The organism is Ewingella sp. S1.OA.A_B6, assembly GCF_049889095.1.
Lineage (GTDB): Bacteria > Pseudomonadota > Gammaproteobacteria > Enterobacterales > Enterobacteriaceae > Ewingella.
Genome location: NZ_JBLJFK010000009.1, coordinates 115,012 through 139,821, shown reverse-complemented (window position 1 = coordinate 139,821; position 24,810 = coordinate 115,012). Strand labels below are relative to the sequence as shown.

The 24,810-nt window shown below is 47.4% G+C and carries 20 protein-coding genes; 8 read left to right on the top strand and 12 right to left on the bottom strand.

What is annotated here, in order from left to right; translation table 11 throughout:
• Positions 1 to 194 precede the first annotated feature (194 nt).
• The 6 genes from ACMV8I_RS16270 to ACMV8I_RS16245 form a co-directional block, all read right to left on the bottom strand.
• The gene (locus ACMV8I_RS16270; RefSeq protein WP_498866252.1) at positions 195 to 572 is read right to left on the bottom strand and encodes a hypothetical protein; all 378 of its coding nucleotides are present in this window, start codon (positions 570 to 572) and stop codon (positions 195 to 197) included.
• A 271-nt stretch (positions 573 to 843) separates the two neighbouring features.
• Positions 844 to 1,446: a LysE family translocator gene (locus tag ACMV8I_RS16265; RefSeq protein WP_498866251.1), complete on the bottom strand. Its 603-nt coding sequence runs from the start codon at positions 1,444 to 1,446 to the stop codon at positions 844 to 846.
• A 176-nt stretch (positions 1,447 to 1,622) separates the two neighbouring features.
• Positions 1,623 to 2,546, bottom strand: coding sequence for a DMT family transporter (locus ACMV8I_RS16260; RefSeq protein ID WP_498866250.1), 924 nt, complete (start codon positions 2,544 to 2,546; stop codon positions 1,623 to 1,625).
• Positions 2,547 to 3,277: 731 nt separating this feature from the next.
• Positions 3,278 to 4,816 (bottom strand): methyl-accepting chemotaxis protein, encoded by a 1,539-nt coding sequence (locus ACMV8I_RS16255; RefSeq protein WP_498866249.1) that lies wholly within the window; start codon positions 4,814 to 4,816, stop codon positions 3,278 to 3,280.
• Positions 4,817 to 5,781: 965 nt separating this feature from the next.
• A complete protein-coding gene (gene gorA / locus ACMV8I_RS16250) occupies positions 5,782 to 7,134 on the bottom strand; it encodes a glutathione-disulfide reductase (RefSeq protein ID WP_498866248.1) in 1,353 nt (450 codons plus the stop codon).
• A gap of 281 nt (positions 7,135 to 7,415) precedes the next feature.
• Positions 7,416 to 8,258: a 23S rRNA (adenine(2030)-N(6))-methyltransferase RlmJ gene (locus ACMV8I_RS16245; RefSeq protein ID WP_498866247.1), complete on the bottom strand. Its 843-nt coding sequence runs from the start codon at positions 8,256 to 8,258 to the stop codon at positions 7,416 to 7,418.
• A 303-nt stretch (positions 8,259 to 8,561) separates the two neighbouring features.
• On the opposite strand from ACMV8I_RS16245, the gene prlC reads away from it, so the two are divergent.
• Both prlC and rsmJ read left to right on the top strand, forming a co-directional pair.
• Positions 8,562 to 10,637 carry an oligopeptidase A gene (gene prlC, locus ACMV8I_RS16240; protein WP_498866246.1) on the top strand — a complete coding sequence of 692 codons (2,076 nt, stop codon included), beginning with the start codon at positions 8,562 to 8,564 and terminating at the stop codon, positions 10,635 to 10,637.
• A gap of 14 nt (positions 10,638 to 10,651) precedes the next feature.
• On the top strand, positions 10,652 to 11,398 hold the full coding sequence (rsmJ, locus tag ACMV8I_RS16235; RefSeq protein WP_498866245.1) for a 16S rRNA (guanine(1516)-N(2))-methyltransferase RsmJ: 747 nt from the start codon (positions 10,652 to 10,654) through the stop codon (positions 11,396 to 11,398).
• On the opposite strand, the gene ACMV8I_RS16230 is transcribed toward rsmJ, so the two are convergent.
• Positions 11,383 to 12,201 carry a MerR family transcriptional regulator gene (locus ACMV8I_RS16230; protein WP_498866244.1) on the bottom strand — a complete coding sequence of 273 codons (819 nt, stop codon included), beginning with the start codon at positions 12,199 to 12,201 and terminating at the stop codon, positions 11,383 to 11,385. The two genes, rsmJ and ACMV8I_RS16230, sit on opposite strands and share 16 nt — an antisense overlap.
• A 168-nt stretch (positions 12,202 to 12,369) precedes the next feature.
• Complete coding sequence (uspA, locus tag ACMV8I_RS16225) at positions 12,370 to 12,819, bottom strand: universal stress protein UspA (protein WP_498866243.1); 450 nt, start codon at positions 12,817 to 12,819, stop codon at positions 12,370 to 12,372.
• A gap of 365 nt (positions 12,820 to 13,184) precedes the next feature.
• Between uspA and uspB the strand changes: the two genes are divergently transcribed.
• The gene (gene uspB / locus ACMV8I_RS16220) at positions 13,185 to 13,520 is read left to right on the top strand and encodes a universal stress protein UspB (RefSeq protein WP_498866242.1); all 336 of its coding nucleotides are present in this window, start codon (positions 13,185 to 13,187) and stop codon (positions 13,518 to 13,520) included.
• A gap of 90 nt (positions 13,521 to 13,610) precedes the next feature.
• On the opposite strand, the gene pitA is transcribed toward uspB, so the two are convergent.
• Positions 13,611 to 15,125 (bottom strand): inorganic phosphate transporter PitA, encoded by a 1,515-nt coding sequence (gene pitA / locus ACMV8I_RS16215; protein WP_498866241.1) that lies wholly within the window; start codon positions 15,123 to 15,125, stop codon positions 13,611 to 13,613.
• 317 nt (positions 15,126 to 15,442) lie between these two features.
• On the opposite strand from pitA, the gene ACMV8I_RS16210 reads away from it, so the two are divergent.
• Positions 15,443 to 16,642, top strand: a complete 1,200-nt coding sequence (locus ACMV8I_RS16210) for a BaiN/RdsA family NAD(P)/FAD-dependent oxidoreductase (RefSeq protein ID WP_498866240.1) — start codon at positions 15,443 to 15,445, stop codon at positions 16,640 to 16,642.
• A 196-nt stretch (positions 16,643 to 16,838) separates the two neighbouring features.
• Here the strand turns inward: ACMV8I_RS16210 and ACMV8I_RS16205 are convergent, their stop codons facing one another.
• Positions 16,839 to 18,575: a methyl-accepting chemotaxis protein gene (locus ACMV8I_RS16205; protein WP_498866239.1), complete on the bottom strand. Its 1,737-nt coding sequence runs from the start codon at positions 18,573 to 18,575 to the stop codon at positions 16,839 to 16,841.
• Positions 18,576 to 19,537: 962 nt separating this feature from the next.
• Between ACMV8I_RS16205 and fabZ the strand changes: the two genes are divergently transcribed.
• On the top strand, positions 19,538 to 20,098 hold the full coding sequence (gene fabZ / locus ACMV8I_RS16200) for a 3-hydroxyacyl-ACP dehydratase FabZ (protein ID WP_498866238.1): 561 nt from the start codon (positions 19,538 to 19,540) through the stop codon (positions 20,096 to 20,098).
• 38 nt (positions 20,099 to 20,136) lie between these two features.
• On the top strand, positions 20,137 to 20,925 hold the full coding sequence (locus ACMV8I_RS16195; protein ID WP_498866237.1) for a spermidine synthase: 789 nt from the start codon (positions 20,137 to 20,139) through the stop codon (positions 20,923 to 20,925).
• A gap of 147 nt (positions 20,926 to 21,072) precedes the next feature.
• Here the strand turns inward: ACMV8I_RS16195 and ACMV8I_RS16190 are convergent, their stop codons facing one another.
• Positions 21,073 to 21,627: a DcrB/PsbP domain-containing protein gene (locus tag ACMV8I_RS16190; RefSeq protein ID WP_498866236.1), complete on the bottom strand. Its 555-nt coding sequence runs from the start codon at positions 21,625 to 21,627 to the stop codon at positions 21,073 to 21,075.
• Between the two features lie 81 nt (positions 21,628 to 21,708).
• On the bottom strand, positions 21,709 to 22,086 hold the full coding sequence (locus ACMV8I_RS16185) for a hypothetical protein (protein ID WP_498866235.1): 378 nt from the start codon (positions 22,084 to 22,086) through the stop codon (positions 21,709 to 21,711).
• Between the two features lie 52 nt (positions 22,087 to 22,138).
• On the opposite strand from ACMV8I_RS16185, the gene ACMV8I_RS16180 reads away from it, so the two are divergent.
• Positions 22,139 to 22,429, top strand: a complete 291-nt coding sequence (locus ACMV8I_RS16180) for a hypothetical protein (RefSeq protein WP_498866234.1) — start codon at positions 22,139 to 22,141, stop codon at positions 22,427 to 22,429.
• Between the two features lie 352 nt (positions 22,430 to 22,781).
• Entirely contained in the window at positions 22,782 to 24,638 is a 1,857-nt protein-coding gene (locus ACMV8I_RS16175; RefSeq protein WP_498866233.1) for a M48 family metallopeptidase, read from the top strand.
• The last annotated feature ends 172 nt before the right edge of the window (positions 24,639 to 24,810 follow it).

The following is a 24,810-nucleotide window of genomic DNA, read 5'->3' as shown; positions in this document are numbered from 1 at the left end:
TCATTTATATGCCTCTAATTTTATTAGAAAAAAAATATTACCGCACGGGTTTATCGAGAATGGTTGATCATATAAATTCATTGCTTAGACCAAAAAGTGATCAGAAGTTTTCACACAGCCTGCGCTCTCAGCAGACCTTCAGCGTCAGGTGTTTGTCTGCTGTGTGCTAAGAGCAGAGGTAGGATCATTAATCATCAAAAACATGCTTGTTGAGTTATGCGTTTTCCCATCAATACCACTTTGAAGCTTTGGGGGTCGACATTGAGTACCGCATAGCGTATCTGCGGACAAATCAGTTCTAAGCTTCGTTTGCTACAATCAAGCTGTATTAAAGTGCGTGCGCCGGATTGGGTTTGCACCCTATTGGTCTCAGGATAGTCGCTGCAATCAAATCCTTCTTTAATTAACTTTTCTTTCGCCGCATCCAGGCTCATTCCGATAATATTTAGGCTCTCGACTTCTCTGGCATGCGATTTTTCAGAAACTCGAGTCAGTGAGCACCCGCTCAGTAATTGAGCGAAGAGTAAGAAGAATATAAGGATTAATATCTTTTTATTTTTTGTTTTCTGCATCAGACGGACCTTTAGGTTTTATACCTTTGAGCTATATTGTTAGATATTGCAATAAACAGAGTGAGGAGTAAAACTCAAAATTCTCCGCTCAAAACCTATATACACTTTGGGGTGACCTTAACCCCGTTAATTAATACATCGTGATGTTAGTAATGCCTTAACCAGTTTTGAGAACAATTGCGAACTTCCGCTCTTCGCTCAAAACTGCCTTTTAAGTCTTGCATACGGCAGTTGCGTGCCAAATGCGGATGTTGCCGCTATAGGTGATGAATTACTGGATCAGGCTGTGCAGAGAAAAAGCAATGAGCAACATCCCGCCGGCAATGTTGACGTATTTTTTAAGCATCAATGGGTTGGTTTTTTTTACTGAAAAGATCAGCGTTTGACTGACTGCTAAAAGCCAAACGCTCATAACTACTACATGTACTGATGCCAGTATCAGATAGTTGCTAACGCCTCCCTGCATCCCTGCGAACTGCGAAACGACTGTCAGATAGAAAATAATGGCTTTAGGGTTCAAAACATTAGCTATCCAGGCCTCTCTTAAAGTCACCAAATGCTTCGTATCAGCAGACTTTCCATGATTTTCTCTTATCCCGCTGCGGATGAGCATCACTCCTAGCCAGAGCAGATAGGCGGTTCCAAAAACTTTCAACACAGCAAAGGTTGCTGGAGACGAAATGATCACAGCGGTTATACCAAGCCCTATAAGAAACGCATGGGTGTATATGCCTAAGGCTGTTCCGGCAAGAGTCCTGAACAGTCCTTTATGACCGCCTGCCAGAGCACTACTCATAACAAGAGTGAAGCTTGCTCCGGGGGACAGTGCAACAGGGAGTAATGCTGGCATAAAGCCAAGAAGGTTTATATCCATAGATTTTGGATACTAATTGACGCTCTGCTGTATTGCCAGTTAAAGCGCTTCGTTGGGTGTTATGTTCAACGCAATAGAAACACTCGACCGCAGAACGTTTTAACAAGTGTGTTGCATCCCTCGGTTGAACTCACAGCTTATAGCGGCCCACAGTTGTCGTTGCGGGCGACTTAGTGCTAAAGGCGGGTACTTGATGGCTCGTCGATGTTGTCATGGCTGGTTTTCACTGGACTTATTATCATCCACACGGCGATACAAACAATCAGCGCACCTATAATGAAACCTTTGGTTATTGTTTCACCGAGGGCAAGATACCCCCAGAATACGCCAAAAGGCGGGATTAGAAATGTTACTGTCATTGAACGCAGGGGACCGATATCAGTAATCAGTTTAAAATAGAGAATGTAGGCTAACGCTGTACAGATAATTCCGAGGGCAATAACGCTTGCCCACACGTCGCTTTGAAGCCAGTGGACCGCCGGCCCTGTGCCTATTGACCACATAAAGAAAGGTAGAAGAAACAGAGTGGCTCCGATCTGACTACCAAAGGCTACCGTTTTGGGATCAAGCCCACCGCGATCGGATATCCAGAGGCGGGTAAGGAAGCCTGCTACGCCGTAACATCCTGTTGCTACCAAACACGAGATAATACCAACCATCATACCGCTGGTAGAATTGACCTCTCCGATAGTGGTTATCACAATTATCCCGACCAACCCCAATATGACCCCTCCCCATTTTCGAACCGTCAATTTCTCACCAAAAAATGAAAAACCTATAAGCGCGCCCATTAGAGGCGTCGTTGCATTCAGTATTGCTGAATAACCTGCGGGCAACCATTTGGCTGCGAAGCAGTACATAAGAAATGGCACCCCGGAATTAATAATGCCGAGAATTAATGATGATTTAAATTTGTTCTCAAAACGAAATGAAGATCTACTAATTAAAAGAATGACAGCAAGGCCAATAAAACCGAAAAACACTCTCAAGAATGCAGTGTTCACTGCCCCAAATTGTGGAGCGATAATTCTCATGAGAAGAAAACTAGCCCCCCATATGGCGGCAAGAAGGAATAATCGTAGATAATCTGAAGTACGCATGTCTTGGCCTCTTTTTATACTTATATATGAATTGAGTAAATATTCATTACTATGATGACGTTGTGAAGTCTGATGCCAGCTTGAAATGTAGTTAAGATAATAAAAACACTATTTAAAGCATTGGCTAAAATACCGGTGATTAATATCTTCATCCCTTTTTTAATGCTGTTGTTGTATATGATGTTAGCCACTCCGAAGTAATCTACTGAAATTTCTGCTTATCTAATAACTCATTTACATTACAATATTTCATTTTCTTGTTTTAATATAGTGAGGAAGTTCATAAATATCACTCTGTTTCTTGCTTTTTAATTCGATGCTTCTACTCATCAGTCGCAAAGGCCACAGAACGATTAGAACTGGTCGCATTGATAAATCTATAACTCCTGTGATTTGCCCCTGATGATTTCCTCTGATTGATCTCCTCCCTGAAAAAAGTGCCTGGAACTAAGGCTGGGATACTTACACCAGTACCCACCATTAAGAGATTTGATGACAGTAATTTTCTCGTTGGAGCTGACTGATAATGCATGGGCGGTGTAGTCTTCAATACAGATGATTTCATTAGAGCAGATGGGGGGATATTTGTTGGGGCCGCTTGGGATTCGGAATTTACCCTACGTTAAGCAATTTAAGCTTAATGAATTGCCACGGGAAACCGCTACAGGATCAGCAATGTAGTGATCTGATCCTGATGGCAGTCAGAAGTACGATTTATTTAACAAAGCCGTTTACATTTTAAAAGAACTAACGTCGGTTAAAAGATTACCAGCCTGTTGACTAAGAGAATTAGCCGCCGCTGCCATTTGCTCTACCATCGCCGCATTTTGCTGTAAATCAGTTTCCATCTGGATAACCGCAATATTAACTTGCTCAATACCATAACTTTGTTCTGTAGATGAATTATTGACCTGATTAATAAGTTGTGTAGTTTCATTCACCACAAGCAGGGCTTCATCCATTCGCGTTGTAACATTCGCTGCGTATATCACACCCTGATCCACATCCTTAATGGATCCCTCAATCAGGCTGCGTATATCCCGGGCAGCAATAGAGGAACGCTGTGATAATGAGCGCACCTCTCCGGCTACAACTGCAAATCCTTTTCCTTGTTCCCCTGCACGAGCTGCTTCTACTGCCGCATTGAGCGCAAGAATATTAGTCTGGAAAGCGATCCCGTCAATGATTGAGGTGATTTCGGAAATTTTTTTAGAAGAAACAGCAATATCGTTGATCGAACCCTTTAAAGCGCTAAGCTCATGGTTACTTTCAATGACTATTGACTGAACCTTTCCTATAAAGTTATTGGCTTCACTTGCGTTTTCCATATTGTGTTTTACGGTTGCGGACAACTCATTCATACTTGCAGCCGTCTGCTCCAGAGAAGAAGCCTGTGACTCAGTGCGTGATGAAAGATCCTCGTTACTACGGGAAATTTCATTAGACGCTGTATCTACTTCTTTGCTGGCACCCTTGACACCGGATAGCACATCCTTAAATTTCTCTAAGAGACTGTTAAAACTGATCGCTGTTGCTCCAAGTTCATCATTTTTTTCCAAATTAACACGGAGTGTCAGATCCAGGCTCTCACTGATATTCTTCATACTGTTCTGTAAATGTTGAAGCCCTTTTTTGAGGTAATTAAGAATGGAATAAGAGAAAAATCCAGTGAGCAGGACTGCAACAGCAATGATGCTACTAAGGATAAAGATACTCATCCGGTATTGCTTATGATTCTCCTTTTCAAACGTAGTCACAATTTGATTATTATGATCTAACAAATTCTTGATGCTTGTGCTCAGAACCACTGAGGCTGCAGCTGTCGCACCTCCGTCTGATACCATGAGTCTGGCTGCATCAATCCCGCCGCTTCTATAAACTTCCACCATGTTGTCAACTTGTTTCTTATAATCATTAAAGTCATCAATGGCTTGATTTATTGACTGAGAATCTTTTTCATCTGATACCAAATGTTTTTTGTAATACTGCAAGGCTTCCAGGGTTTGGTTTAAATAATTCCTGGCGCTAATCATATGTTTGTCATAGACATCTTTTTCGCTTATGAGTAGCGACATAAGTATTTGCCGTCTTGCTTCCTCACGATTACGTAAAATATCGGCTATTTTACTTATACTTGGCAGGGAGTTATTTGCAACATATTCAAACCGCTCTTGGGCTTTACCTATTGAATTTATACTTATTAATCCTACTGTTAGAAGAGAAATAAGTGTGAATGAAAATATAAGTGACAGTTTTTTCAAGATAGTCATGGCGTGACTTCGAACTCATGATGGGATGTTCTTATTGTATCGGCCAGTTAACCATAATCTTTATAGGTATTAATAAATAATTAAATTTTATTTACCATTCCTCATGAAGTGACGTGCCTCTGTAAACACTTTCCCTGACCTGGTTGATAGTTTTTAGTCCCATCTATCCAATGTATGAGTTGTTGCTCTGATGACGGGGATTCTCTGATTACCCACTGAAGATATTCTATCTCGGTTATGGCACACCGCATGCTTACTAGCTTAATGGTTCTTGGGTTTTCGTAACCAATTGAATAGACATGGGTTTCGTAGACACTTTTTTGCCTCATAATGGAGGCCTAATGAAGGAGTGTTTATATCAGTCAAAACTGAGCTCTATTTTAGATAATTGTTAGGACGAATTTTACGGGTGAATCAAAGTCAAAACAAGGAGGCTTGGTTATATACCATGGCTACTGCAGAACTCACATTATACGCTGAGCGTCTGGCTGATGACTTACCCGAAGATTATAAAATTTTGCATGCACAGTCGGATACATGGTCATTTAAATCAACTAAAAGTTTGCCTGCATCACCCACTTTTATGCAAAAAAAGTACCCCAAAAATCCCTGAAGACGATCTCCAGATAGTTTTCAGTGAAGGAAAAACCTCGACCATTGAGTTATCTGAGCAAGCAAAACAGTTAAAGATGGGATCCCTTTATCAACAAGTGATTGATGCATTTTTGTTTTCTACTGCTTAATTCCCGAATTAAACACAACCATGCAGTTAAGCTCAGCAGATAGGTCATTTATTAAAAGATAATTAAAGATAAGCCGAGTTGAAAAGTCTGCTTTTGGATGAAGGGTAATTCTAAAGATAATAAAATGGCAGGAGAAAAATGTATAAAAAAACTGGCTTATTACAGCCAGTTTTCCAGAGTTAAAAAGGTATGTCGTAGTCTTCCTACTCTACGACTACGTGATCAACGCATGGTAACGAACTCTTCCGCACCGGTCGGGTGAATGGCAACGGTGTTGTCGAAGTCTTGTTTAGTGGCGCCCATTTTGACCGCCACTGCAAAGCCTTGCAGCATTTCATCCATGCCATAACCAATACCGTGAATACCAACGATCTTCTCTTCTTTACCGGCACAAACCAGCTTCATGCGGCACGGCTGGCGGTGTTGGGTCACGGCGGTGTACATGGAGGTGAAGGTTGATTTATACACTTTCACGTTGTCTGCGCCGTACTGCTCGATGGCCTGCGGTTCGGTCAGACCCACGGTGCCAATTGGCGGGTGGCTGAATACCACGGTGGCGATGTTGCTGTAATCCAGATGCTCATTCGGCTTGTTGTTAAACAGGCGCTCGGACAGGCGACGGCCAGCAGCAACGGCGACCGGCGTCAGTTCAACCGCGCCAGTGTTGTCGCCCACCGCATAGATGCCTTTCACGCTGGTGTTCTGGAATTTATCGACAATGATGTACCCTTTGTCATTGGTTTTTACGCCAGTGGCTTTCAGGTTGAAGTTGTCGGTTTCCGGTTCGCGGCCAATCGCCCATACCAGACTGTCGACTTCAAAGGTTTTGCCATTTTCCAGTTTCAGCGTCAGGCTGCCGTCGGCATTTTTCACCACTTCTTGCGGAATGGATTCTGTATGCAGCGCCGGGCCTTCAGTGTTGATCACTTCAAGCAGCGTTTCGACGATCAGCGGGTCGAAGGTGCGCAATGGGGCATGTTTACGCACGAACAGATGCGTTTCTGCGCCCAGCGCGTTCATGACACCGGCAATTTCTACGGCGATATAGCCAGCGCCAACCACCGCAACGCGTTTTGGCATTTCAGTCAGATCAAAGAAGCCGTCAGAGTCGATACCATATTCCGCACCTGGGATATTTGGGTGGCTCGGACGGCCGCCGGTGGCGATCAGGATATGAGCGGCGGTGATCTTCTCGCCGTTAACTTCCACGGTATGATCGTCAACGAAGCGGGCAAAACCACGGATCACATCGACGTTATTTTTGCCCAGCACATTATCGTAAGAGGTATGAATGCGGTCGATGTACGCAGTACGGTTGGCAACCAGCGTCTTCCAGTTGAAGCTGTTGACGGTGGTGTCAAAGCCGTAATCCGGGCCGTAGTTGCGAATAGCTTCAGCGATTTGCGCCGCATGCCACATCACTTTTTTCGGGACACAACCCACGTTGACGCACGTGCCGCCCAGCTCTTTCGCTTCGATCAGCGCACATTTTTGGCCATGCATGGCGGCACGGTTGATTGATGCGATACCGCCGCTGCCGCCGCCAATTGCCAGATAGTCATAATGTTTGGTCATGCGTTTATCCATAGGTTGTGAAAAGTTAAAAACGCCATACCAGCGTCGCTAATCTTAAAAATTGAGTATGAGTTTAACGTGGGAATCGAGTTTGTCGCAAAGTTTGAATCAATGGTTGCAATAGGTTTGATAGCCAAAGCCTATCCCCGTCATCCTTCCAACTGCCTCTGCGTTGACTGCCTTCACTCACCCGGTCACTTACTTGAGTAAGCTCCCGGGGATTCATTCAGTTGCCGCCTTGATGCAACTCGAATGATTTAGGGGATTATTAATGAGGGGATTTACTCAGGCACGACCCATTTCACCAACTGATGGCCGGTACCCGATGGCACCAGCGTTTCCAGCAGCCATGGCAATACTGCTTTCATCTGCTGTTCCAGTTTCCACGGCGGGTTAATGACGATCATGCCCGAGGCGGTCATGCCACGTTGGTCGCTGTCCGGCCGAACGCCCAGCTCTATTTGCAGAATACGGCGAATGCCGGTGGCTTCCAGATCGCGCAGCATTTTTTTGATCTGCTGGCGCATAACGACCGGATACCACAGAGCATAAGTGCCGGTGGCGAAGCGTTTGTAACCTTCCTGAATGCCTTGCACCACGTCCTGATAATCGGTTTTCAGCTCATACGATGGGTCCATCAGAATCAAACCACGACGGGAGAGCGGTGGCAGTTGAGCTTTCAACTGTTTATAACCGTCTTCACGCAAGGTGCGGGCACGATCGTCTTTCAGAAACTCACTGCGCAGCAGCGGGAAATCGCTCGAGTGCAGTTCGGTCATGTGCAGTTTGTCATGCTCACGCAGCAACTGACGGGCGATGAGCGGTGAGCCAGGGTAATAACGCAGGTTCTCATTGCGATTAAAATAGCGAATCACCGACATATAAGGTGCCAGTTCCGCAGGCTGATCTTCACGCTGCCAGATGCGCGCGATGCCTTCCATATATTCACCAGTACGTTCGGCGTGTTCACCGCTCAGCAGGTAACGGCCAGCACCCGCGTGGGTATCGAGATACAGGAAAGGTTTATCTTTTTCTTTCAGAGATTCAATGATCAGGCTCTGAACGGTGTGTTTTAGGACGTCGGCGTGGTTGCCAGCGTGAAAACTGTGGCGGTAACTCAGCATGGATTTACGTTTCCGAATAATGAATGTAGACAGTAAAATCAGTGGGTTACCGAAAATTTATACTGTACTGGGAATCGGGTGCAGGCGCTGACTCGAAACGGCACGCCTTTAATGCGCCTCAGTATAAACCGTCTGCCGGCCACTGCCTAACCCGATCCCGCTGCCCATTGAATTCCCTGTGGCTTGACCTCATGTTAGAAGTGACATCGTATCGTATAGAACATAACCCGAATTCACGGTGTGTTGCGCGAAGAGCCGAGGCTAGTGCCACGCGCATCATGCATACAACAACAGGACTCTCCTATGACTACTGCTTCTACTAACCCGCTTCTGCAACCTTTTACGCTACCGCCTTTCTCTGCCATCAAACCTGAACATATCGTTCCTGCCATGCAATCGGCGATTGAAGCGTGCCGCCAGATCGTGGAAAAAGTGGTCGCTCAGGGCGCACCTTATCGCTGGGATAATCTGTGCCAGCCGCTGGCTGACAGTGACGATCGCCTGAGCCGTATCTGGTCACCGATTGGTCATCTTAATGCAGTGAAAAACAGCCCTGAGCTGCGTGAAGCCTATGAGCAGTGCCTGCCAATTATTTCCGAATTCAGTACCTGGGTTGGTCAGCATGCGGGCCTGTATCAGGCCTATCGTGACCTGAAAGAGGGCGCTAGCTTTGCCAAACTGACGCTGGCGCAGAAGAAAGCGGTAGATAACGCGCTGCGTGACTTTGAATTGTCGGGTATCGGTTTGCCCGCTGAGAAACAAAAACGTTACGGCGAGATCTCCGCCCGTCTGTCTGAACTGGGTTCTACCTACAGTAACAACGTGCTGGACGCGACCATGGGCTGGAGCAAACTCATCACCGATGTAAATGTGTTAACAGGCTTGCCGGAAAGCGCCCTGGCCGCGGCTAAAGCGCTGGCAGAATCGAAAGAGCAGGATGGCTGGTTGTTAACGCTGGATATCCCAAGCTATCTGCCGGTGATGACTTACGGTGAAAACCGCGAATTGCGCGAAGAGATGTACCGTGCTTTCCTGACCCGTGCCTCCGATCAGGGCCCGAATGCCGGTAAATGGGATAACAGCGAAGTGATGGCCGAAGAGCTGGCGCTGCGCCATGAACTGGCTGAACTGCTGGGCTTTGCCTCTTTCGCTGACATGTCTCTGGCCACTAAAATGGCTGAAAACCCGTCGCAGGTGGTTGATTTCCTCAATGGCCTCGCCAAACGCGCGCGTCCTCAGGCTGAGCAAGAGCTGGCCCAGTTGCGTGCTTTCGCCAAAGAACACTTCGGCGTTGACGAAATGGAAGCCTGGGACCTGCCTTTTTACGGTGAAAAGCAGAAACAGCATCTGTTCTCGATTAATGACGAGCAGCTTCGCCCGTATTTCCCTGAACAACGTGCGCTCGACGGCCTGTTCGAAGTGGTGAAGCGTATTTACGGCATCACCGCAAAAGAGCGTACTGACGTTGATACCTGGCACAAAGAGGTTCGTTTCTTCGATCTGTTCGATGACAGTGGTGAATTACGCGGTAGCTTCTACCTCGACTTATACGCCCGTGAGCACAAACGCGGCGGCGCCTGGATGAACGACTGCGCCGGTAGCCTGCGTAAAGCCAGTGGCGAGGTGCAAAAACCGGTTGCCTATCTGACTTGTAACTTTAACCGCCCGGTCGGCAACGGACCTGCGCTGTTTACCCATAATGAAGTGACCACGCTGTTCCACGAATTCGGTCACGGCCTGCACCATATGTTGACCAAAATCGACACCGCGGGCGTTGCGGGTATCTCTGGTGTACCGTGGGATGCGGTTGAGCTGCCGAGCCAATTTATGGAAAACTGGTGCTGGGAGCCTGAAGCGCTGGCATTTATTTCTGGCCATTTCGAAACGGGCGAGCCGCTGCCAAAAAAGATGCTGGATAAAATGCTGGCCGCCAAAAATTATCAGGCGGCGCTGTTTATTTTGCGTCAGCTGGAGTTCGGCCTGTTCGATTTCCGTATGCACGCCGAGTATGACCCCGCCAAAGGTGCGCAGATTTTGCAGACGCTGGCCGAGATCAAAAAGCAGGTTGCTGTGGTGCCATCACCAAGCTGGGGCCGCTTCCCGCATGCTTTCAGCCACATTTTCGCCGGGGGTTACGCCGCCGGTTACTACAGTTATCTGTGGGCGGAAGTGCTGTCTGCCGATGCCTATTCGCGCTTCGAAGATGAAGGGATTTTCAACCGTCAAACCGGGCAGTCGTTCCTCGACAATATTCTGTCGCGTGGCGGTTCGGAAGAGCCGATGGAGCTGTTTAAACGCTTCCGTGGCCGTGAACCTCAGCTGGATGCTATGCTGCGTCATTACGGCATTAAAGAGAGCGGCGCGAAAGAGCCTGCCTGAGGAAACGTCACCCCGTGAGTGTCTGTTTAATTTGTGAAGAAGGCGCCGATGCAGGCGCCTTATCTATTCTGGCTGAACGCTGGAGTCTGACGTCAGATCCCGACGCCGTGATGGCGCTGGTGCTGACGTCCGAACGTCTTGAACTGCGTAAGCGGGACGAGCCAAAACTGGGCGCGATTTATGTCGATTTTGTCGGTGGCACAATGGCGCATCGGCGTAAATACGGCGGGGGTCGCGGTGAAGCCGTCGCGAAAGCGGTCGGCATCAAAGGCGGCTACCGGCCTAATGTGGTTGATGCTACCGCAGGATTAGGACGGGATGCTTTCGTGTTGGCCTCACTCGGATGCCATGTGCGGATGCTGGAGCGTGATCCTGTGGTCGCTGCGCTGCTCGATGACGGTCTGGAGCGCGGTTACCGCGATGCAGAAATTGGCCCGTGGCTGCGCGAACGTATGACGCTATTACATGCATCCAGCCTCACCGCACTGGCAGGTCTGACGCCAAAGCCTGATGTGGTCTACCTTGATCCGATGTATCCACATAAGCAGAAAAGTGCGCTGGTGAAGAAAGAGATGCGGGTGTTTCAGGGATTGGTGGGTCCGGATGACGACGCTGATGGTCTGCTGGAACCGGCACGTCGTCTGGCAACCAAACGGATTGTGGTCAAACGACCGGACTATGCCCCGCCGATGGCCGGTCTGCCCGCACAGGCCGCGTTGCCAACCAAAAGTCACCGCTTCGATATTTATACGCCGTTATAAATTAATTTTTCAATCAGGGCAGTATTCAGGGTTGCCGGCTGTGGTTGCACCGCCGCTGCTGGCAATTGTTTCACCTTGCCGACCAGCATGACTGGTAAACCTTCTGCTTCCCAGCCCTGGAACAGCGCCTGCTGGCGTTCGTTCAGGCGTCTATCCGACCAAATCACGTAATGCTCCATCTTAAAACGCGACAGATCCGGTTCAGCGATGGTGGCGGCAATCAGCTCAATACGCAGACCTTCCCCGGCCAGTAGCATGGCTTCCAGCCACATATCCAGCGGGTCGCGGATATGCATTGCCACCAGCAACACAGTGGCTAACCCTTTTTTACGCGACGTGCCGAGGATGAACGCGGTGTACTCGATGAGGGTGCTGTCGAGTAAGCCGAGCTGTTGTTTCATCAGCGGATGTTTACTGGATGCCAGAAAGCGTCGCAGCGGGCGTAGTACGTCATTGACCAAATTGGCGGACGGGTACTCGCGACCGCAGCGCCAGATCAGGCGACGTAACGTGTTGGTATTGCAGTGGTCGAGTAGGGTGAGGATTTCAGCCTGAATTTCCCGCCAGCCATTCGGGCATTCGGCGGCTTCGCCCTGTATCCGGCTTTGGATTTGGCTGAGCGGTACACCACGGTTGACCCAATCGAGGATCACGTGAATACGGGCTAAATCGTCATCACTGTAGAAGCGTTGGCCTTGAGGCGTGCGGTGAGGTTTGAGTAACCCATGACGCTGCCAGGTGCGCAGGGTGATCGGATGTACGCCGCAAAGCTGGGCTGTTGTGTCGATATCGTATGTTGTCATGGCGTCGGACAGTTCCTTTCGGCCTTAGGATACCTGCCTTAGCTATAAAATAAATTGCCGCTTTTGCATAGAGCATTCCTTGTTTTTGTTAAAAATGAATGCTGGGTGCATTGATATGAAACAAAAAGGAGAAGCATTTGCCTCTCCTTTTTTAGCTGTTTTAACACATTATTCAGAAACAGCTTCGTCTTCTTCGTCACGCAATGGAACGATCAGCATGTCAATATGAACGGTATTGATCAACTGGCGGGCTGAAGACATCAGTTTGCTCCAGAAGTCCTGATGGTGGCCACACAGCACTAAATCGACGCTGTATTTATTGATGGCATCAATCAGAACCTGGGCTAAATCGCCGCTGCCGCTCAGGGTTTCTGAGATCGGATAACCGGCGTTTTGCGAAAGTTCATTCAGCGCGTGGTGGGTCTCTTCAGAGATCCGTTTCTGCATATCGCCCAGGTTGACATCAATCAGACCGGTGTATAAATCGGAGTAATTTACGTCAACGTGGATCAAAGACACTTTGGCGTTGTACGGGCGCGCCATAGAAACCGCTTTCTCGACCAGAACTTTGCTTTCGGGAGACAGATCGACCGCAATAAGTATGTGTTTGTAAGACATAAGAAAACTCCTTCCATAAGTCGGTTAATAGCTATATCAGCATCATGCAAGTTTTATGTTTTTAGTATAGCGCTAAAATGCACGGATAAATCAAGCCCGTCGCCTCGTTTCAAAAAAGTGATCCTGACGCAAAGCCATATAAGCAAATAATATGAAGATGCTTCCCCCTTTTTTATTTCATTCCCTACACTGAATAATAAGGGGCTGGCGTTGTACGCCAGTCGCTTCTGGTATTTTTTGTGACGGCAGGGTTAGCGGGTGTAATTTGACCCGGGGTGAGATGTTCTGGGCAGTAGAGCGAAGCGGCGGGCTGGCGCGATTTAAAGGCGGCACTGCGCGTTGTAAATTCGTCTTGAGGGGGAATTATGATCAATCCCGTTGCGCTGTTTTGGGCTTTATGTTTTGTCTGCGTAGTCAATATGCTGCGTTACTACTCTTCTTTGCGGGCATTGCTGGTGGTGTTACGCGGATGCGATCCTTTACTGTATCAGTATGTCGATGGCGGCGGTTTTTTCACTGCCCACGGGCAACCGGTTAAGCAGATCAGATTGGTTCGGTATATCTACTCACAGCGCTATAACGATCATCACGATCCAGAGTTCATCCGTCGTTGTGAACGGGTGCGCGGCCAGTTTGTTCTGACTTCGGCCCTGGCAGGGTTCATACTCATCAGCATGATGGCAATGCTGATTTGGTATTAATGATCTGCTCATGGAGGATTTTTTGAGACTTCGAAAAAAGAGAAAGGCGGCTTAACACTAAGCCGCCTTTTTTATTTCAACTGACTAAATTTAAATCAATTTCAGCGCAATCCAGTACAGCAAGCCGGAAAGTACAATCGATACCGGCAGGGTTAAGATCCATGCCATAGCGATGCTTTTCACGGTTTTACTCTGTACGCCACCGCCGTCAACCAGCATGGTGCCAGCAACAGCAGAAGAGAGCACGTGGGTTGTGGAAACGGGCATTCCGGTATAACTGGCGACACCAATCGACACGGCGGCGGTTAGCTGCGCCGACAGGCCCTGTGCGTAAGTCATCCCTTTCTTACCAATTTTCTCACCGATAGTGGTCGCAACGCGTCGCCAGCCAATCATGGTACCCAGCGCCAACGCCAGGGCGACAGCGATGATGATCCAGATGGGGGCATATTCTACTGTTTGCAGAATGTCGCCTTTCAGCTTGCCCAGGAAGCGTTTCTCTTCTGCCGTGGTTTCATCCAGCTTGGCTACTTTGTCTGCGGTATCCGCTACACACATCAGCAGGCGACGCATATGGCTGCGCTGCTCTGGCGACAGGTCGCTGTAAGATTGCAGATTAGCCAGCAGCGTTTGAGTGCGTTCAATCGCATCCATCGCGTGAGAGCTGTCGCAATGGAACACTTTCTCTTTCTGAGTATCTGCCGCGTCTGCCGCTGCTTCATCCGGAGTGGGTACGATGGGGGTCAGCGCTACCACGTGCGGTAAGGCATTACCATGTTGCTGATAGAACTGCTGCAGATTCGTCACGGCGTCGCGGGTACGGGTAATGTCGTAACCGGTGGCGCTCATGTTCAGCACGAAGCCTGCAGGAGCCACACCAATCAGCACTAGCATAATCAAGCCGATACCTTTCTGGCCGTCGTTAGCGCCGTGCGAGAAGCTGACACCAATGGCGGACAGAATCAGGCCGATACGCGTCCAGAATGGTGGCTTCTTCTTACCGTCTTTCTTTTCTCGTTCGGCTGGCGTCAGGTGAATTCGTGCGTGCTTTTTGGTGCCACTCCAGTAGCGGCGCAGCACGAAAATCATGGCACCAGCCATTATCATTCCGACCAGCGGAGAAATGATTAATGACGCGAAAATACCAATCATCTTCGGAATGTTTAACGCATCGACCACTGAGCTGTGGGTAACCAATGCATTGGTCAGACCAACACCGATAATGGCGCCGATGAGTGTGTGAGAACTGGAGGCCGGCAGGCCAAAATACCAGGTGCCGAGATTCCAGATGATGGCAGCCAGCAGCATGGAGAACACCATGGCCAAACCGTGAGTGGAACCGACATTGAGTAATAAATCCGTTGGCAGTAAATGAACAATGGCATAAGCCACGCTCAAACCACCGAGCATAACGCCAAGGAAGTTAAATACCCCTGCCATGACGACCGCAAGCTGCGAGCGCATTGCACGGGTATAGATGACAGTAGCTACTGCGTTAGCCGTGTCATGAAAGCCATTGATAGCTTCGTAGAACAGCACAAACAGTAACGCGAGAATCAATAACGAGCCGGTATGGAAATCCAATCCAGCAAATAAATGCAGCATATTTGTTACGCCAGTTTGTGGTCATGAACGCCGCGCATTATCTGCGAGAACAGGGGGGTGGTAAAAGGAAAATATGACATTTTTTTGACTAGAAACAGTTAATGCTTTTTCTTATTCAATACTAATTACTTTAAAATCAAAATGTTACTTGCTTAATGTGATGTAACATTTGCTTACTATAGCTATGTTTGCGCAGACTGGCTGGTTTCGAGCTCCCGCGCACCTTACAATCGCCGCCCATAGCGCGTTTACGGCGATAGGCCAGGCACGCCATTTATATAAACGTAGCTGAAGATTCAAAGAAAAGTGAGGCCGATGTGGAGCAGGTAGATGTAGTTGTCGTTGGCGCTGGCGCGGCTGGTATGTTTTGCGCGGCTCTGACCGGGCAGGCTGGCCGCCGGGTGATGCTGCTGGATAACGGCAAAAAAATTGGCCGTAAGATCCTGATGTCCGGCGGTGGCCGTTGCAACTTCACCAACCTCTATACCGAACCGGCGGCTTATCTTTCTCAAAATCCGCATTTCTGTAAATCGGCACTGGCACGTTATACCCAGTGGGATTTCATTGATATGGTCAACCGTCATGGTATTGCGTGGCATGAAAAAACCCTGGGTCAATTGTTCTGTGACGATTCGGCGCAGCAAATCGTAGCCATGCTGGAAAGCGAATGTGCGCAAGGTAATGTAGATGTGCGTCTGCGTAGTGAGATCACCGAGGTAGAGAAAACCCAAAGTGGCTTTGAAATCAAGGTTAATGGCTCAACTGTAAGTACTCACTCACTTGTAGTTGCGAGCGGCGGATTATCAATGCCGGCTCTTGGCGCTTCACCCTGGGGATACCGCCTGGCTGAGCAATTTGGGCTGAAAGTCCTGCCTACCCGCGCCGGGCTGGTGCCTTTTACGCTGCATAAACCGCTACTCGACCATATTCAGACACTGTCCGGTGTATCGGTTCCTTCGGTACTGACCGCCGAAGATGGCACGGTGTTCCGTGAAAGCATCTTGTTTACCCACCGCGGTATGTCCGGCCCGGCTGTTTTGCAACTGTCGAGCTATTGGCAGCCTGGCGAGTTTGTGAGCGTTAACTTACTTCCTGATGTAGACCTGGCAGGGTTTCTTGATTCACAACGACAAGAACATCCTAACCAAAGCCTGAAAAATACCCTGGCAATGCAGTTGCCAAAACGGCTGGTGGAGTGCCTGCAAACTTTAGGACAACTACCGGACGTCACCCTGAAACAGCTCAATGCGCCGCAACAGGCCGATCTGGTCGATCAATTGCAGAACTGGCAGGTGCAACCGAACGGTACCGAAGGTTACCGTACCGCTGAAGTGACACTGGGGGGGGTCGACACCAAAGCGCTGTCGTCAAAAACCATGGCGGCTGAAAAAGTGCCGGGTTTGTATTTCATCGGCGAAGTGGTGGATGTTACCGGCTGGCTGGGTGGCTACAATTTCCAGTGGGCATGGAGCTCGGCATGGGCCTGCGCGCAGGAGCTCAGTCGTGTTCTGGAATAATAAAGTTTGTACGCTAATTGCACGTCATTCCATCAATATTGGTGGAGTGATAGGGCATGTTATGGCATGCTAATTTACTCAACAAACCCACACCGTACATGAATCTGATAGAGGTCATCGTAAACCTTTGACCAAGAGGGAGGGGGCCGTACCGAGGTGGCCACCCTACCTGATGTTATAAACGCTGCTCAAACATCTAAAATGAAGTCCAGTCTTCATTCATGGTGTTATTTATTGTGAGAGGGGCCGATAACCTTCTTGTTTTCGCCGCAGCTAACAGGTCATTAGCGTTCCGCTCATTTGTGTGAGAGATTTTGACCTTAAAGATGGCGACCATGTCGCTCAGTTTTTTCGCCTGCTGTTCTAGCGAAATCGCCGCAGCGGAGGACTCCTGAACCAGCGTGGCATTTTGTTGCGTGGTGGAATCCATCTCCGTCACAGCTTTACCTATCTGTTCAATCCCCTGGCTCTGTTCAGTTGACGAGGTCGATATTTCATCGATGAGCTGACTCACGTGCGTCACCGACTGGACAATGCCCTCCATGCTTGCGCCTGCACGACTGACCAGCTCGGTGCCTGTACTAATGCGGGTGACTGAGTCATTAATCAACGACTCAATTTCTTTGGCTGCATTAGCGCTTCGCTGTGCCAGCGTTCTGACCTCACCGGCCACAACCGCAAATCCCCTACCTTGTTCGCCTGCCCGCGCAGCTTCGACTGCGGCATTAAGAGCCAAGATGTTCGTCTGGAAGGCGATACTGTTGATCACGCTGATAATATCAGTGATTTTCTTTGAACTGTCGCCAATACCGTTCATGGTGAGTACTACCTGATTGACAATTTCACCGCCTTTTCGCGCGTCATGGGTTGCGCTGGCGGCCAATTTACTCGCCTGGAGCGCATTATCCGCATTCAGCCTGACGGTGGAGGTCAGCTCTTCCATACTTGCCGCTGTTTCTACCACGGCGGCAGACTGTTGTTCCGTTCTGGACGCCAGATCCATATTACCGACCGCGATCTGCGAAGAAGCACTCGCCAGGTGACTGACGCTCTCTCGTATACCCGTGATCATGTCACACAATCTGGCGTTCATTGCGCCCATGGTCTGCGTCAGTTTGCCCAGTTCATCAGTCGAATGCGATGAAACCTCTGAGGTGAGATCCCCGCTGGTGATACGTTCAGCCATTGCCAGATTTTCGCTGATAGGGCGTGTGATCTGCCGGGAGATATAGCTTGCTGCCAGTAATCCGGCGATAATGGCGACAACCGAAAGCACAGATATAAGGGTGATGCTTTCCGTGATAACGTTATCATTGTCATGCGCCTGCGCTTCAATAAGGCTCACTGTCGCACTGTTCAGTGAATCGGCGCCTTTCCCCATCTCCTCGGCAGACCTTTGGGTTTCAGGTACGGCAGAATAGTAGGCTTCTACGTTCGCCTTCAGTTTTTGAATATATGCCAATGCGGAAACGACCTGGGCTTTTTCTGCGTCAGGAAGTTGCGGGATGCTGGCGGAATAAAGCGAGTCGGCATCCTTATAGGCCTTATCGAAATCTTTCAAGGTGTCATCGGTAGGTTTAGCGATGAGTGTACCCACGGTGTCGTGAAGCCTGTCGAGGTCAAGCGCAATCTCAAACAGCTTTTGACGCACACCGGTTTCAACGGTGCTATCCCGCATTGTTTTTTGCAGATCAACAAAGAAATGTTGGCCATCTTCTGAGTTTATTGTATTGAACAGCGCGTTGCTGTGAAGACTTTTTTCGTAATACACATCCCGTAACTGCTTAAAGTTATCTATTGTTTCAGCCAGCGTTTCAAATTTATTTTTAGTATCACCTTTCCAGTCCGCGCTGTTTTGTTGTTGTACAATCACCTGCATACTGCCGATGGCTTCGGCATTCGCTTTCATCGCCTGCACATCCCCATTAAGCATATATGTCAGCCGATTTCTCTTTGCAGTCTCCAGTAAGCGACCTATTTGATTAGATATTTCTGTCTTGGCCGCATTGTCCTTAATTACCTTTAATGAGTAAATACTGTAAGCCGACATAGCCGTGGTAATTACAATCAATGTTATAAACCCAGAGAATAACTTCTTACCTATCGATAAGTTACTGAATGCTAACTTCCCGAAAATCATATAAAATCCTTTGTTAACATATTAATATATTTTTGTAATATGCTTTCGCATTCCAAGAGTATTGTCTTTTTCGAGCTAGAATATTTATCGGCGGATAAGAAATTTACCTTAGTGTTTAATTGATGCAATTATCATAAATAAATTAAATTATTGATTTATATGTAATTAATTTAATTTCATCTTCGAAATCGGTTGAAATTAGTCTTCAATCCCCGCATAAATTTTGTCATGGGCACTAGCATGCGGACATTCACGTCAGCACACATAGTAGCGGTGCGTGTTTTTGTCAAATATTATGTATCCGATAGTGACTCCGAAAGCCGTCTACAGGATCTATAAGAATAAGTCAAAATTATCTATTTTTAATGCGACGCAGGTCATGTGTTGAGAGGAAATAAATGTAAAAAAGCTAATCACATTGAAATAATAAATAAAGACGTAAGTAATCCACTGTCTTTAAATAATTAAGGGAAGGTCATGGCGTAGTCGTTTTCACAGAATGATGACTATTGATGCTGTAAACCTGACGTGAAAGTGCTTCTGCTAATAACCTAATTAATTACCGTGCGATCTATTAATTTGATTCCATTGACGATTGCTATATTTTTTGGGGGATTATCCTAATTAATTATTATAATACTGCTGCACTTTTCTGCTCCATATTTGTAACCCAACAAGGGATTTATCGTTTTCATTAAGTGGCGTACTTTGTTTAGTGCTGCAACATCGAACGGCAACTGTGATTTCTGGCTATCGTGCGCAACGACGATTCAATCGACGGTGCTTACGTCACAATGCTGTATCATGATGAGTGGCGATCTAAGAGCATCAAATTCAAAAAAGCTTTATTGGAGTGCGAAATGCTACAGAAAGTAGAGCAGATAGATATCAATAAAATCATTTTACTTCTTCCACACAGTTATCCTTTCTTGCTGATTGATCGAATTATTTCAATGCGAAATGATGTTAATGGCATACATGTTAAGGCGATTAAAAATGTTACCAGCAGTGACTCAGCAATACCTGTAGGGTCTGGGTTGCATACTGCATTTCCCGCGGTGTTGATTATTGAAGCCATGGCACAGGCAACGGTTCTCCTGGCACAGCAGGTACTCGGTGATACCCATTCAGACTCAGTGTACTATTTTGCCGCCATTAATAGAGCCCGTTTTTATCATGCGGTTTATCCCGGAGATCAATTACAACTGGATGTATCCTTTATCAGGAAAAGAGGCGTGATGGTGCAGTTGGCCGGCATAGCATCAGTGGCGAGTAAAAGAGTTTGCACAGCGAAGTTCATGTGCGTAAGGAAATAGCGCCTCTTTATTAATTATTGCAAGAGTGGATTAGAGTAATGGCATCGATAGATGAGTTTTTAAATAGAATAACTTTTCTAACCAGCGGTGATATTGTCGCTCAGGAAAAGGATGAATATGGTAATATTGTCGTCACTGATTCAAAAAAATATCGAATACTGCGGTTTGATGGTATTAATGAACAAAGCAAAATGCTCAAAAGCGACGCTTGTTTGCCCGTACACAATTATATCAAAGCGATGCTGATGGCAGCAGCATTTACCTCCTCAAACACCGCGCTGATACTTGGACTTGGCGGTGGATCTTTAGTTCGTTCCCTGCATGCCCTTGATAGCCAATTGGCTCTCGACGTTGTTGAATTGAGGCCACGGGTTCTCTCTATTGCCCGCGAGTATTTTTCATTACCAGTATCAGATAAAATTAATTATTACATTAACGATGCTGGTGATTACTTAAATAATCTTTGCACTCCTTGTTATGACCTTATTTTTTCTGATCTGTATTCTGCTTTCACTATGGACCCTCTTCAGGGAACAGAGCGATTTTTGCGATCGTGCCTGAATAAAATACATGAACATGGTTGGCTGATTATGAACTATCACGAACTGCCCAGAGTTGATAGTCCATTATATGATGCTCTGCATCGTGTATTTGACGAGGTTTTTTATTGCATCGTACCTAGCGGAAACGTTGTTATTTATGCTGCCAAAAAGCCTCACGGGTGCTCTCTGGATGAACGGAAAAGTCAGGCTAACCGGTTGCTGTTACAACTTGGCAGTAACGTTGATTACCTTTCGAGAAAAATTAATGTCTTACGTTGTCTTTAATTTATCGCAAGTGCTGGAAAATGATGACTAACCGGCAAGCTCCTTCTGCCGGTTGCGCCGAACTGCTGAAACAAAAGCGATGCACTGTTCATGCAGCAATATGTCATCAGCGTTGTCGCTTTTATTCACCGCAAACTGGCATAAATGCTATTTGCCGAGAATGTCATTCACTGCTGCGATGTGGCCTGCTTTATCCTTGGCGCCAGAGATCACCTGAATGACGGTGAACTTGTTTTCGCCAGCGGCTAATAAGGTGGCCTGCAGCACATCCTTGCCGTCCATCTTATCGGTAGCTTCGATGTGATACACCTCAAGCCCTTTGACGTTTTCAGTCTTCTCACTGGTGACCGTATAACCTGGTGACGCTTGCTTTTGTTTGTCCTTGATCGTTTTCATGCCCTCAAGAAAATCGGCATCGCTGCCGGCGCGGGCAATCAACGGGATGTCATCTTCGCCAATTAACAGGACTCGCTTAGCCTGTTTGTTGACATACATTTTACCCGGACCGCCGCCTGGAACAGGCTGCATTTCGTAACCCTGTAGGTTGAAGACCTGTTTACCGTTCAGCAACGAGACGGTTTGTGAAGCAGTAGCACTTGCCGCTGGCGTTTTCTCAGCTGCGGTGGCCAGAGTGGCTGTACCACACAGCGCGGTAACCAGACATAATGAACCCACGATATTTAGTGATTTTTTCAGCTTCATTTAAACTTCCTTCTTCCTGTTAATTTTCCCTGCTTCGCTAGCGCAGTGGTAATAGGCTTAATGCCCACGAGGTATTGGTGGTTATTTAATCAATTCGTGAATGCATATTCCTGAACCGAATAAAAACAAGATCAATGGCCAATAACGTACCGGGATAAAAAAGAATGTATGTAATTTGTGCGGTTCAATCATTGGCTGGCTATCTGTTATTTTAGCCACAAACAACAATAGCTTTTCTTGTTTGATGGCATAAACAAAAACACAGCACAGAATGGATGCCAGTATGAATGTAGACCCTGTTGCCCACAAATGCGTATAAAAAAAGCCATCCTGCCAAATAAAATCGAAAAGCCATTTGCAAAAGACATAGGCGATAACGATTAGTGCCGCAATAAAAAACCCTACTCCGTTCCAGACTATCATCGGTGTTACCCTTGAATTTCCAATTAAATCACGCATAATTCCTTGCAAAAACTAACGTATTTTTTTTATTGTTGCGAGGAATTATTTAATGATGATCTATCGCGGTGCCGGTTTCATGACGTTACTGACCCCCATGATTATAGTGCTGTTATTAATGTGGTTATTGCCCGATCCACATGTAAAATATGGCGATACATCTTTTATGCAGTTCCTGTTGGGAGTGGGTATTGGTTCAGCCATTAACACTGTTATAGGACTGATTTTGAACCGTAAAACTCACACTGATAGCACGTGTCACCACTTCTTTTTTATTCCAATGCAATGGCCTGCGCTGACGATAACCGTCGTCTGTGCGGTTATTGCCATTATAAAATATTGAGCAATATATAACCTTGTTAACACTGAGGTTATCATTAACCCACATTCGTGGGTGCGCCTTTATTTAGAATATTATCTTTACTTAACTAAAATTAATTGGCGGAATATAGGAAATAATCCAGCCTGTACGACAGTTGGCGATATTATCCAATTTAGTATGACTAATGCAGCAATAATATCTTGTTCTGCATGCCAAAATATTGTCTTATAACACTCTTGTAACATTAATTATTTAATATGGCTGAGCATCCGGAGACGGTATTCGCGCCAATTCCTCTTATGCCGGGTGCTCTCTTTCGGTATTACCTGATAAATAACTGGTCCCTTCAACAGACAGTGAGCGAGTGTATTTTTTGAATCAATTAACGACATTGAAAAAAAGCTATGCAAAAGTATTCCTCTGGCTTTTGGTCACGCTTTTTCTGATCCCAACGATTACTCTGGTATTTGCGGAATACGGCAGCCGTCAGCTCGACCAGGAATATAGTGAAATTTTTATTAATGACGCGCGAGGACAAAATCAGGACATCGGTAAACTGACGGGCTTCTTACAACAGAATCCGCCTTCCAGTGTCTGTGGTAACGTACCGGAAGATCTGCTCGATTATAAGAATGCAGTTTGCGCCGAAAAATCCGAACTTTGGCAATTTTATATGATCGACAAAGTTGCCTTCTGGACGCTGATCGCCAGCGGCGTGGTGCTGCTGATGGTGCTTATGTTTAGCGCCCTCGCCTTTAAAAGTCGCCAGGGGCAGCTACTCAGCCTGACGCTGGCTCGCCAGTTCTTGATGTTGACCAGTGCATTGGAAGTGCTGGCGCAGGGAGCAATGCTGGTTTGGCTTTCTTTCTGGGGCACGGCTTTCTTTACTCAGGCCTACTATCCGAAGCTGGTGATGGCGGTCGGTATTTTGGTTCTGGCAGGCATGTTCTACATGATCAAAGGCATCTTTAAAAAGCCGTTGCGTGATGACGGTGTTGAAGGTGAAGTGGTTACGCGTGAAGCGGCTCCTGGCCTGTGGGCGCGTATTGATGCGTTGGCAGCAAAGGTCGGTACCACGCCACCGGACCATGTTATTGCCGGCATTGATACCAACTTCTACGTGACAGAAGCGCCGCTGAGCGTCAACGATCAGGCACTGAATGGCCGTAAGTTGTATGTCAGCATCCCACTGCTGCGCCAACTGACCACGGCTCAGGCTGATGGCGTTATGGTGCATGAGTTGACTCACTTGCATGAGGGCGACACCGCTTCGGGTGCATTACTGGGACCGAAACTGCATCGCTTCGATCTGTACACTCATCTGATGGGTCAGAATGCAGCTACGCTGATCGTGTTCTACCCGTTGTGCCTGTACCGCATGCTATTTGAACTGGCCTGGCAGCGTAACAGCCGCGAACGCGAGTTCGTCGCGGATCGCAGCGCCGCAACGCTGGTCACCCCGGCAGCGATTGTCGAATCACTGATTAAAATCTCCGCCTATGCCAGTTATCGCAGTGAGGTAGAGCAAACGCTATTTGATAATAAAACCCTGCATGAGAATGAGCTGGGTATCAGTAAAGCGATTGCCGCTGGCCTGCCGCAGCATGTCAGTTCGCCAGACTTTATCGGCATGATGCGTGAGCAGAATGTGCCACATCCATTTGACTCGCATCCACCGCTGGCTGACAGGATGCGGAACGTCGGCTATACGGTTGATGAAGTAGGCTATGCAGCCATTGCGGCGCAATCACCGACCGATAGCTGGGTAGACCTGATGCCCGTTGCCGAGCAGATTGAACAGCAACTGTGGCAGAAATATGAGCGTGACTTCTCTTCTGTCCATGAAGAAAGTCTGGCATGGCATTATCAGCCAACGGGGGAAGAAGAAACGGCGCTGGTTCTGAAATATTTCCCACCGGTAGCGTTTACATTGAAAGATATGTCTCAGATAGAAATCACTTACCAGGGCGTTGTGAAGCCGCAAAGTGCTGAACTGCTGGAGTGGGATAAGATCAAAAACATTAATGTGATCCGCCATTTCGGTACCGATATATTGTATCTGCAACACGTCGAGCTGGATGCGCAGGGGAAAAAGCGCACTGAGATCCGTCTACCGGGTCTGAAAAAGGAAATTGAAGGTTTTAAACATACGCTGGGCTACTATTGGCAGCGCCACCAGACAGTCCGGGCGCTGCAGGAACAACAAGAGAGCAGCGCTACGCAGAGCTAAATACACCACTGCCACACATGAAATGAACCCCCATCGCTGGATATCCAGCGATGGGGGTTTTTTTTAGACTTTTTCATTGAAAATTTTGTAGAAATAACCCAGTCTCCGGCCTGCAATCGGCCAAATAGGACACAAACTTTGTTATGGCAAGGTTATCTGTTGTGCATCCGTT